The organism is Sunxiuqinia indica, assembly GCF_009847015.1.
Classification (GTDB): domain Bacteria; phylum Bacteroidota; class Bacteroidia; order Bacteroidales; family Prolixibacteraceae; genus Sunxiuqinia; species Sunxiuqinia indica.
In genome coordinates this window covers 378,714-391,865 of the sequence record NZ_WVEM01000004.1, presented here as the reverse complement: position 1 = coordinate 391,865, position 13,152 = coordinate 378,714, and the positions used below count along the sequence as shown (strand labels likewise).

Below are 13,152 nucleotides of genomic sequence, written 5' to 3'. Positions count from 1 at the left end.
TGATCAGCGATACGACACAGGTTACTTTAACGGTGACCGATGAATACGGCAATACAGATAACTGTAGTTTCTGGGTAAATACCGATGATACAACACCACCAGACATCACCGTTTGTGCAGCAGATACGACCGTTGTATTGGATGCCAGCTGTAATTTCAGTTTACCGGACTTCACCAATGATGCAGACCTTTCAATTACCGAGTGCAGCAGTTATGTTGTCAGCCAGTCACCAGTTGCAGGAACCGTGATCAGCGATACGACACAGGTTACTTTAACAGTGACCGATGAGTACGGCAATAGTGCAAGCTGCACCTTTGATGTGAATACCAATGATATAATCGCTCCGATAATAACGGCGTGTGCAACGGATCTGTCTGCTGATGCTGACGCAAATTGTGAAGCATTGGTTCCCGACTTTACGGGCGACGTAATTGCAACTGATAATTGTAACGATGCTTCGTCATTGACAATTACTCAGTCCCCAGCTGCTGGTGCAACGGTAGCAACTGGAGTAAATGTAGTTACAATCACCGTAGAAGATAAGGCAGGAAACTCAACAACTTGTGATGTAAACTTTACTGTAAACGATGTTACTCCTCCAACATTCACTTGTAATGATATTACCATTGAGTTGGATGAAAGTGATCAATACTCAATTACAGATGAAGATATTGCGTTAATTGTTACTGATCTGGAAGATAATTGCTCTAGCGTTGACGGGGAAATCTCAATATCTCTCGGCACGGAGGTATTTACATGTGCAACTCTTGGAGCGCAAACAGTTACAGTAAAAGTTTCGGATGCAGAAGGAAATACAGCAACATGTGATGTGACAATCACCGTTGTTGATACCATTCCTCCAACAATCACTTGTGCTGGAGACGTTACAGCTACTATTCAATCCAATGGAGCTTGTACGGGCTTAGTTAGTGTTCCTTCACCAACAGTTTCCGATAATTGTGGTGTTGCATCTGTAACGAACGACTTTAATAGTTCTTCAAATGCAAGTGGAAATTATCCTGCGGGGGAAACAGTCCTAACCTGGACGGTAACTGACAATAGTGGAAATACTGAAACTTGTACGCAAACAATCAACGTGATCAGCGAACCTCAAGCGATCAATGATAGTCGATCTACTCCAGAAGATACACCAATTACAATTCCAGTTTTGGCAAACGATTTGGATTGTGATGCTAATATAGTGAACAGCACATTGCAAATAACTTCAGATCCAACGAATGGAAATGTGGTTGTCAATTCCAATGGAACTGTAACCTATACACCAAATAAGAACTACAATGGATCCGATCAGTTTACATATCAGATTTGTGATGCAGACGGACAATGCGATGAAGCTACAGTGAGTATTGTCGTCACTCCAGTAAATGACCCGCCAGTAGCGGTAGATGACATCAATAACACATTTGTTAATGTAGTAACTCTGGGTAAAGTATTGACCAATGATTACGATGTTGATGGAAACTCATTAACGGCGACATTACAAACTGATCCTTCAAACGGAACCTTGGTGTTCAATACAGATGGAAGTTATTCTTATACACCAAACGCGGATTATCTTGGAGAAGATGTTTTTACTTACCAGATAAGCGATGGACAAGGAGGAACCGACATTGCTAGTGTATATATCACTGTAATTAGCGATCATTCAACTGCAAATCAACCACCGGTTGCCAATGAAGATGCCTATGTTACTAAAGAAAATGTGATTGTGACGGGTAATATGCTGGAGAATGATTATGATCCGGATGGTAATCCACTCGTGTTTAATACCGAATTGGTAGTTCAACCTCCGGTTGGAACGGTTCAGGTATTTGTTGATGGTTCATTCGAATATGTTCCAGAAGATGGATTTACCGGACAAGTTAGCTTTACTTATGAGGTGTGTGATGATCTCAGCCCTGCGATGTGCAATACAGCAGATGTGATTATCATTATTGATCCAAATGCGAATGATAACATCACTGTTGCTGTTGATGACGGTTTCTTTACAAAAGTCAATAACAAATTAATAAGAGATGTTTCAGCAAATGACTATGATCCTGAAGGTGATAATACAACCTATAGCTTGAAGGATGCAGCACTGCATGGAACAGTATCGTTAAATGCAGATGGATTTTTTACTTATACACCAAACGCCGATTACATTGGTCCGGACCTGTTTTCTTATCAAGTTTGCGATGATGGTAACCCGTCGGCATGCGGTCAGGCAACGGTATATATCAATATTTCTGAGGTTAATCATCCTCCAATAGCTATTGACGATTGGTTTAACCGGGAAGATGAAACAGCTAACGTATTGGCAAATGATCGTGATCCGGATGGTGATCAGTTGGTAATAAATACTACTCCGGTTGCAGATGTCAAGCATGGTAGCCTGGTAATAAACTCCGATGGTACATATTCTTATACTCCGGACGAGTTCTACTTCGGTCTTGATTCTTTCACGTACCAGGTTTGCGATAACGCATTGGTTCCTCTTTGCGATCAAGCAACTGTCGTAATATATCTTGATACCGATAAAGATGGAGCGGCTGATGTTGTTGACATCGATGATGATAATGATGGTATCCTCGATATTGATGAAGGAGACCAGACAGTGGATACAGATAATGATGGAATACCTGACAGTTTGGATATTGATTCGGACAATGATGGAATCACCGACAATCAGGAAAGTCAGGACGAAAATAATTACGTTGCTCCACTAGGAATAGACAGCGATGGCGATGGATGGGACGATGCCTATGATCCGGATAACGGTGGCTCGCCGATCGTAATTGTGGATACAGATGGAGATGGTAAAAGCGACTATGTTGATACCGATTCAGACAATGATGGTATTGATGATGCAATAGAAGGACATGATGCCAATCATGACGGTGTTGCTGATGTTGTTCCAACAGGAACCGACAGTGATGGTGATGGATTGGATGATGCCTATGATACAGTTGCAATTGGTGACGACCCGGTTGCGAATGTCACCGGATCAAATGCTCCAACGGATAACACTGATGGTGATAAAGTCTCAGACTATAGAGATACGGATTCAGATAATGATGGACTGACGGATGCTGAAGAAGCTGCGCAAAGCAATGATCCGGATAATGATGGTTTAGCCAACTACCTGGATATCGATTCGGATGGTGATGGCATAACTGATAACCAGGAAAGTCAAGCTGATGGAGCTTATGTTGCTCCTACCGGACAGGATACCGATGGCGACGGTATTGACGATGCCTATGATCCGGATAACGGAGGAACACCGATTGTGTCAATTGATTCCGACGGCGACGGTGATCCGGATTATTTGGATGAAGACTCAGATAACGATTCTATTCCAGATGATGTTGAAGCACATGACGCTGATGGAGATGGAATAGCCGATACAACCCCAACAGGAGAAGATTCTGATGGTGATGGGTTGGATGATGCCTATGATACAACAAATGACTTCAGTGATCCGCTAAACGTTATTGGAGCGAATACTCCAAGTCCGAACTCAGACAATGATATTTTTGCTGACTGGAGAGATGCGGATGATGATAATGATGGAATCTTGACATCTGATGAAGCGAATAATTCGGCAGATAACGACAATGATGGAATCATTGATTACCTGGATATCGATTCGGATAATGACGGTATTGTGGACAATATTGAAGGGCAGGATGATTTAGTAAGCTATATAGCTCCTACTGGTAATGATTCCGATGGTGATGGATTGGATGATGCATACGATCCGGATAGCGGAGGAACACCAGTTGGATTTACGGACTCGGATAACGATGGAATACCTGATTATCTGGATGAAGACAGTGACAATGATTATGTCCCGGATTATATTGAAGCACAGGATGTTGATAAAAACGGACAACCCGACGTTGCTTATGCAGGGACTGACTCTGACGGAGATGGGTTGGATGATTCCAATGACAATGTTACTGGTTCAGGAACCACAGGTAACTCAGTTGGTACAAATGTACCTATGCAGGATTCAGATAACGATGGAATACCTGATTGGCGCGATACAGATGATGATAATGACGGTATTAAAACTTCATTAAAAGAGGATGACAATGGCGATGGTGACCCGACAAATGATGATTGTAATTACAATGGAATTCCAAACTACCTGGATGAAGAATCTTGTGATCTATTAATCCCTAATGGATTCTCTCCAAACGGTGATGGCATTAACGATTACTTCCGGGTGAGAGGAATTTACCAATATCCAAATGCAAGCATTGAAATCTACAACAGGTGGGGAACGAAAGTCTTTGAAAAAGAAAACTTCGGAAATATCCCAATATACGGCGATCCGGATGCTTGGTGGGATGGACGTGCCAATGTTGGAGGAAGTTCCAACTCTGAGATCTTACCTTCCGGAACTTATTTCGTGGTTTTGATATTGGATGGTTCAACCATACACAAAGGAATCGTTTATATTAACCGGTAAAATGCACTGACATGAAGATGATGAAAAATATATCAAAATACGTTTTAAGCTTACTGTTGTTAGTATCTTCAGTTACTGCATCGTTTGGGCAACAAGACCCAATGTATAGTCAATACATGTTTAATATTCAGGCCTACAATCCGGCGTATGCCGGAACATGGGAAAGCCTTGGGCTGATGACTCTTGGTCGTCAGCAATGGACCGGCTTTGAAGATGGACCTCACACCTACACGTTTACTGGTCAGGCTCCGTTAAGAGGCAAAAATGTAGGCCTAGGCTTATCAATCATGAGCGATGATTTAGGATATGAAAAAAGATTTGCTGTTTTTACAGACTATTCTTTCAAGTTAAAAATGAGTGATGAAGTTTCATTGAGACTGGGATTGAAGGCAGGTTTTACCAACTACGAGAATAACTTATACGATTATACGCTGTATTTTCCCGGAGGTGGAGGAGATCCTGCTTTTTACGGAGTGATTGATAAAAAGTTTATGCCTAACTTTGGTGTAGGTGCATTTTTATATGCTGATAATTTTTATGTTGGTTTTTCCATCCCAAAAATTCTTAAGAATGATTTTGAAACAGGAGTTGAAAATTATACCACAAATTACGAGCTGAGGCATATGACATTGATTGGTGGTTACGTTTTTGAAATGAGTGATATGATTAAGTTTAAACCATCGTTTGCGACATTATATGTTGTCAATGCTCCAATAGTTGCTGACGTTAATGCAAGTTTTTTATTTAACGACAAATTTTGGCTTGGGGCTATGTTCCGATCTTCAGGAGCAGTCGGTTTAAATACTCAGTTCATTGTCAACCGAAAACTACGACTAGGTTACGCCATCGATTTCAATACAACGAATATTAGTTCGTATGGTAAAGAAACGCATGAGGTTATGATATCCTATGAATTGAATTTTGTAAGAACCCGTTACACATCACCACGCTATTTCTAACAATAGAAAAATCCTAATGATATGAAAAAAAGATACATCCAAATATTTATATTCATCCTGATTGCGTTTAGCGGGAATGCACAAAAAAGTCTTTTTGACGATGTTGATATGTCGATTGATACGTTGCAAAATATCAATACCCCCTACAGCGATTTTGGGCCTGCAATTATTGAAGACGAGTTAATTTTCTCTTCTTACACAGAGGAAGCCGGTAAAAAATCAGACAAGAAAAATAAAGCCTTTTACGATCTATTTTCTTCCGATTTGAACCTGATGGGAAATATAATTACTGATCGAAGAAAACTGACAACCATGATATCGCAATATCATGAAGGACCTTTAACTTTCTGCGAGAACACCGGAGAACTGTTTTTAACCCAATCAAATTGGGAAAATCCTCAGGAGTTGAATATCGTTTTCAAAAAGAAAAATATTCGTTTGGGAATTGTCATTTACGAAAAGACTGCTTTAACCTGGCAGTTTAAAGAAAAGTTTCCCTACAATAGCAGCGAATACTCGGTGGCACATCCTACCATTAGTGAATCAGGTGACACCTTAATTTTTGTAAGTGATATGCCTGGAGGAATGGGAATGACTGATTTGTACTATTGCGTCCGTCAGGATACTGGTTGGTCAAAGCCAATTAATCTTGGGCCGAAGGTAAATACTGCAGGAAAAGAAATGTTTCCATTCTTGAATAGTGATGGTAGCCTGGTGTTTTCATCCGATGGTCATGCAGGTGAGGGAAACCTGGATCTGTTTTATATCGACTTTCCGATTACAGAATACAGTCAACGTTCAACGTTCACAAATAATATAAATTCACCGGCTGACGATTTTGGCTTGGTCGTTCATCCCAATCAACGTTCCGGTTACTTCTCTTCCAATCGTGAGGGTGGCGTTGGCGATGATGATATTTATTATCTGAAAATGGAAGATTACCGATTTAATATCATGACGCTTTCAAATTATACCAAACGTGCTTTAATTGGTGCGAATGTAAATATTATTGACGGGGATGGACAGGTTGCCGCAACCGGGCAGTCGGACAGCGATGGTAAAATGTCAGTTAAACTGGATGTCGATAAAAAATATACGTTAATTGCTTCTATTGATAATTATCTGGATCAGGTAGTCGATTTGGATTTGACCGATGAAGGAAATTTTGTTGATAAGAACTACAAGGTGTATCTGGATCCGGAATTTGTATTCCAGGGGCAAGTGGTCGATATCCTGGGAAATATTCCAATTCCTGATGCGATGTTAACAATTAATGACGGTAATGACATTGATACGATTTATGCTGATTATCAAGGTCAGTTTAAGCATAATATTGAACCCGAGAAAGACTACAAGGTGAATGTAACAGCTTATAATTTCTTTGGAACCGATATCGATTTCAATACCGTTGGAATGAAACCGGGACTTATTGATTACCTGGTACAATTGTATTCACTGGATGCAGGAACTCGAATCGAGCTTGAAAACATCTACTACGATCTGGCAAAATGGAATATTCGTCCTGATGCGGCACAAGAACTGGATAAGTTGGTTTCCGTACTGGAAGAATATCCTGACTTGCAAATTCGTTTAGAGTCGCATACCGACTCCCGTGGTGGAGATGAGTTTAACATGGAACTGTCCCGAAAACGTTCCAAATCAGCGTTTGACTACCTCGTGTCTAAAGGAATCGATCCTAGCCGGGTTGAACACGTTGGATTTGGTGAATCTCAGTTAGTGAATAAATGTGACGATGGTGTAAGCTGCACAGAAGCGGAACATGCCGAAAACCGTCGTACAGTTGTTGAAATCCTGAAAGCTAAGGTTACACGAAGAAGTAAGGGTAATATCTTCTACTTCTAATCGAGGATTTTTTCTTAGCATGTTCTAATATATTGGTTGTTGAAGAAAGCGGGCTGAATTAATTTTCAGCCCGCTTTTTTCGTTTTACGATTTACCGAAGAAAATAAGTGAACTTTTTAGAGAAAACTAATCTCAAGTCATAAAGCAAAAGAAAGTGCAAGTCAGACATTCATAAATTCAGTGTAAACAAATAGAGGGTTGATTTGCTTTTATTATTAATTAAGTTGAAAGCCAAATACAAAACACTTATTTTTGCCGTTTAATGAATTTGAATAAGGGAATATGAAGAGGAATTTGAGGCGAATAGTTTACACCGTATTTATAGTTGTATTAGTGCTTGGTGGTTACCAGCTTTTGGAATCATCAACTTATCCGGAACAAACTCCGGAGCTAGTAAAAAAGCATTTTTACAGTTCTGTAAAAGTGCCTGATTCATTGGTTTTTGCAGGAGAGGAGGTCCCTCTGGAATATTTCGATGTCTTTGAAAGTCTTGATCGGGAGTTGTTGGTCAATTCGTACTTTCACTCTCAAACACTTCGTTTCATAAAAATGGCTCCGCGTTTCTTTGCCATCATCGAACCAATTTTAAAAGAGGACAGTATTCCTTTGGATTTTAAATACCTGGCTCTGGCTGAGAGTGGTTTTGATCCGCGTGCTGTTTCACCGGCAGGGGCAGTTGGTTTTTGGCAGTTTATGAAAGGAACTGCCCGCGATTATGGGTTGGAAATAAGTGGCGAAGTCGATGAGCGCTATAATATTGAAAAATCGACTCACGCGGCATGTGCATACCTGCATGAATCATACGAAAAGTATGGAAGTTGGACGATGGTCGCAGCTACCTACAATGCCGGACGAAGCTTTATTGCATCTCAAGTTGAGCGGCAACAAGAGACCAATTATTACGACTTGCTATTGGGAGAAGAAACCAGCAGATATGTTTTCCGAATTTTGGCACTCAAATTGGTGATGGAGAATCCTCGTAAGTATGGGTTTGATATTCCGGAAGATGAATTTTACCCCTTGTGGGAAACCAAAACGATAAAAATTTCGGAACCGGTTTCCAATTTTGCTGATTTTGCCCAGGAGCATAATACCAACTACAAAATTCTGAAAATGTTGAATCCGTGGTTGCGCGAAGCTTACCTAACGAACAATGCGAGTAAAACTTACGAGATTAAACTTCCGGCAGAGGGGTTTAGGTTATTAAGAAAACAAGAAAATGCAGAAAACTGATACAGCAGTTCTTGATGAAGAGCTGATTGAAAATGAAGAAAAGGTAGTTGTGCACGGTGCACGGGTGCATAATCTTCAAAATATAAATGTGGAGATTCCACGAAACCAATTGACGGTAATTACCGGCTTAAGTGGTAGTGGAAAATCGTCATTGGCATTCGATACAATTTATGCAGAAGGCCAACGTCGCTATATCGAAACCTTTTCGGCTTATGCACGCTCTTTTCTTGGAAATATGGAGCGTCCGGATGTCGATAAAATTACGGGTTTGAGCCCAGTGATTTCCATCGAGCAAAAAACCACTAATAAAAATCCCCGATCAACCGTTGGAACGGTTACTGAGATTTATGATTTCCTGCGACTGCTTTATGCCAGGGCAGGAGAGGCATTTTCCTACGAGACGGGAGAAAAGATGGTAAAATACACCGATGATCAAATCTTAAAGCTGATTCAGGAAAAATTTGCAGACCAACGCATTTTGGTGATGGCTCCAATTGTTCGTGGTCGAAAAGGTCATTATCGGGAGTTGTTTGAGCAGTTTCGGAGAAAGGGATTTTTGTATGCCCGAATTGATGGAGAGGTGAAGGAGTTGGTTCCGAACATGAAAGTGGATCGTTATAAGAATCACTTCATTGAAATTGTGATCGATCGTCTGGAGGTGGACGCCGGAAGTCTAAAGCGATTGAAAGAATCGTTGCAAACGGCTATGAAACAAGGTCATGGGATTACCTTGGTTATGCAACACGAATCGGATAATATGAAGTATTACAGCCGGCAGTTGATGTGTCCGTCTACCGGAATATCGTATGCTGAGCCGGCACCCCATAATTTTTCATTCAACTCGCCACAAGGAGCTTGTCCAAGGTGCAATGGCTTGGGGCAGGTCGCTGAAATTGATCTCGAAAAAATTATCCCGGATCCGGGAAAGAGCATTTCCAAAGGAGGAATTGCACCTCTTGGAACTCAGAAAAACACCTTGATATTTTGGCAGATTGAAGCCTTAGGCGAAAAATACGGGTTCGATTTAAAAACACCTATAAAAGACATCCCTGAAGATGGATTGAGTGTTGTGCTAAATGGAACGAATGAACGCATTCAGTTGAAAAATTCGCCTCTCGGAAGTTCTGTCAATTACATGATGACTTACGAAGGGGTGATTAAATACATCGATAGTCAGCGAGACGATAATCCATCAAAAAAGGCGAAGAAATGGGCAAACCAGTTTGTCAAAGAACGGACTTGTCCCGAATGCAACGGACAACGGTTGAAAAAGGAGTCTCTTCACTTTAAGATTGATGATTTCAATATTTCGGAAGTCGCCAAAATGGATATTTCTGAATTGAGCAAATGGCTGATTGATTTGGAAGATCGCTTGACTGAGCGCCAACGTAAAATCGGAACGGAAGTCATTAAGGAAATTCGTGACCGGGTTAGTTTTTTAATTGATGTAGGCTTGGAATATTTGTCACTTGATCGGACGTCGAGAACCTTGTCGGGAGGAGAATCTCAACGTATTCGTCTCGCAACACAAATCGGCTCGCAATTGGTTAATGTGCTTTATATTTTGGATGAACCAAGTATTGGCTTGCATCATCGCGACAATATTCGCCTTATACACTCCCTGCAAAAATTACGCGATACCGGTAATTCAGTCATTGTGGTCGAGCACGATAAAGATATGATGCTTTCTGCCGATTATATTGTGGACATGGGGCCTTATGCCGGCCGTCACGGTGGTGAAGTTGTAGCAGCAGGAACTCCGGAGTTCATGCTGAAACAGGATACACTTACCTCGAAATATCTGACTGGTGAACACCAAATTGCGATTCCCGAAATTAGAAGACCAGGAAATGGAAAGTCAATTAAATTGAAAGGATGTAACGGAAATAACCTGAAAGGGGTCAATGCTGATTTTCCGTTGGGAAAACTGATTTGTGTGACGGGGGTTTCAGGTAGCGGTAAGTCAAGTTTGATTAACGGTACCTTACAGCCTATTTTAAGCCAGTATTTTTACAAGTCGGTTAAAGATCCGTTGGAATACAAAAAAATTGAAGGGCTGGATAATATTGATAAAGTTGTTCAAGTCGATCAGTCTCCTCTTGGGCGCACTCCACGCTCAAATCCGGTGACTTATACCGGCGTTTTTTCTGATATTCGCGCACTGTTTGCCCAATTGCCCGAAGCGAAAATCAGAGGATACAAACCGGGCCGTTTTTCATTCAATGTAAAAGGTGGTCGTTGCGAAGATTGCCAGGGGGGTGGATTGAAACTCATCGAAATGAATTTTCTGCCTGATGTTTATGTGCATTGTGATACCTGCAATGGTAAACGTTATAACCGCGAAACCCTGGAGGTCCGTTTCAAAGGAAAATCAATTGGTGATGTGCTCGACATGACCATCAATCAAGGGGTTGAGTTTTTTGAAAGCATCCCTTCTATTGTTCACAAATTGAAAATGTTGCAGGAAGTTGGCTTAGGGTATATTACATTGGGCCAATCGTCTACAACCTTGTCGGGCGGCGAATCGCAACGGGTAAAGCTAGCGTCGGAGCTTGCCAAAAAGGATACGGGCAAAACCTTGTATATTTTGGATGAGCCAACAACAGGGTTACATTTTGAAGATATTCGTGTTTTGCTGGAAGTGCTCAATAAACTTGTCGATCGTGGTAATACGGTAATTGTAATTGAGCACAACCTGGATGTGATTAAAGTTGCAGATCACGTTATTGATCTTGGACCGGAAGGTGGAAAGGGAGGCGGAAAGCTGCTTTGTGCCGGAACTCCGGAGGAAGTAGCGAAAATCAAAAAGTCTCATACTGCCAAGTATCTGAAAAAAGAGTTAGCTTTATCGTCAGAATAACTTATTTCAAATAACAGGCTAAAGAAATTATAAAATCAATTGTTTTATTGGTGAAAGATCAAACGATTGATTTTGACTTTGATAATCATGAAAACAGTTGAAATCTATTGCGAGAATAATCAGGTAACAAAAGCTTACCCATTAGGAACTACTCTCGATCAAATAAAAGAAGATCTGCAAGTTGATCTTAAAAATCCCGTTTGCGGAGCGTTAGTCAATCACAAAGTCAAGGAGTTGTCCTTTTCAGTTGTTAAAGCTAAGCGCATTCGTTTTATCGATTATTCGCATCCGGACGGACGCCGCTTGTATACACGATCTTTATTATTCCTGGTTTATGTAGCTGTTCGGGAGACTTTTCCACAGGTGAAGTTGAAAATTATGAATGGCATTTCTCAAGGGTATTATTGTGAATTTGTTGGACTGGAAAGGAAAATTACCGATTCTGATATTTTTGAGTTGAAAAATGAAATGCATCAGTGGGTGAAGCAAAATGTTCCGTTCGAGAAAAAAGGAATTCCAACGAACGAAGCGGTCGATATTCTTATTAAACAGGGATTGGAGGAGAAAGCTCGTTTGTTTGAGCAACAGGGTACGCTGTTTTCTTATTTGTACTTCATCAATGGCTATGCCAATTATTTTTACGGGCACCATGTGCCGTCAACTGGTTATTTAACTAATTTCGGATTAGTTCCTTATTTTGATGGCCTTTTGGTTCAAATTCCACAGTCCGATGATTTCGAAAATCTCTATCCGGTCGTTAAGCAGGATAAACTCTTCGATGTTTTTAAAGAACACAAAAGGCGAGTCAGTATTTTAGATGTTCCCGATTTGGGGAAATTGAATGAGTACACCGAAATGGGGAAAAGCGGAGACATTATTAAAATTTCGGAGGCTTTGCATGAAAAACAGATTGCCGAAATCGCGAACCAGGTTGACGCTTTGCGAGATGAGGTGAAAATTATTTTGATTGCGGGCCCGTCAGCCTCCGGTAAAACGACATTTAGTAAACGCTTGGCTGTCCAATTGGCTGTCAATGGGTTGGTTCCGCACATGATTTCGTTGGATGACTATTTTGTTGACCGGGAAAAAACACCCTTGGATGAGCATGGCGAATATGATTTTGAATCATTGGAAACGATTGATATCGGTTTTTTCAATCAGCAATTATTGCAGCTTTTTAATGGAGAGGAAGTGGACTTACCGAAATTCAATTTTGCAATTGGCAAACGGGTTAATTCGGGTAAAAAACTGAAATTGGGAGAAGGTCATCTGCTGATTGTTGAGGGGATTCATGGTAACAATCCCGGACTTACTCCACATATTGTTCCAAAACAAAGCTTTAAAATTTTCTTGTCAGCGCTGACCCAGGTTTCATTTGACGATCATAATCACATTTCAACAACCGATAATCGCTTAATTCGAAGAATGATCCGGGACAGTTTATATCGCGGCTATTCGGCAGCAGAAACCATAAAACGCTGGCCGAGTGTTAAACAAGGCGAAGAGAAAAATATTTTCCCGTATCAGGGAAACGCTGATGTAATGTTTAATTCGGCCTTGGTGTATGAGTTGGCTGTTTTGAAAAAGTATGCAGAGCCGCTCTTGAAAAATGTGCCGGAGAATCAAGTTGAATATTGCGAGGCCAATCGATTATTGAAATTTTTCAGCTACATCAAAAGTATCGATGATCTTGAAATTCCACCAACTTCGCTTATTCGCGAATTTTTAGGAGGCAGTAGCTTTCTCTACTAAAGAGTAA

General features: G+C 40.8%; 6 protein-coding genes. All 6 read left to right on the top strand.

What is annotated here, in order from left to right; genetic code table 11:
* Positions 1-4,478: Ig-like domain-containing protein (locus tag GR929_RS08690; RefSeq protein WP_159518818.1), on the top strand; the 4,478-nt coding region annotated here is incomplete at its 5' end.
* Positions 4,479-4,489: 11 nt separating this feature from the next.
* Positions 4,490-5,437, top strand: coding sequence for a PorP/SprF family type IX secretion system membrane protein (locus tag GR929_RS08685; RefSeq protein WP_159518816.1), 948 nt, complete (start codon positions 4,490-4,492; stop codon positions 5,435-5,437).
* 21 nt (positions 5,438-5,458) lie between these two features.
* Entirely contained in the window at positions 5,459-7,300 is a 1,842-nt protein-coding gene (locus tag GR929_RS08680; protein WP_159518814.1) for an OmpA family protein, read from the top strand.
* A gap of 282 nt (positions 7,301-7,582) precedes the next feature.
* Positions 7,583-8,533 (top strand): lytic transglycosylase domain-containing protein, encoded by a 951-nt coding sequence (locus GR929_RS08675; RefSeq protein ID WP_159518812.1) that lies wholly within the window; start codon positions 7,583-7,585, stop codon positions 8,531-8,533.
* Positions 8,520-11,393 (top strand): excinuclease ABC subunit UvrA, encoded by a 2,874-nt coding sequence (uvrA, locus tag GR929_RS08670; protein ID WP_159518810.1) that lies wholly within the window; start codon positions 8,520-8,522, stop codon positions 11,391-11,393. Before GR929_RS08675 ends, uvrA begins: the two co-directional genes overlap by 14 nt.
* An 87-nt stretch (positions 11,394-11,480) precedes the next feature.
* The gene (locus tag GR929_RS08665) at positions 11,481-13,145 is read left to right on the top strand and encodes a nucleoside kinase (RefSeq protein WP_159518808.1); all 1,665 of its coding nucleotides are present in this window, start codon (positions 11,481-11,483) and stop codon (positions 13,143-13,145) included.
* The last annotated feature ends 7 nt before the right edge of the window (positions 13,146-13,152 follow it).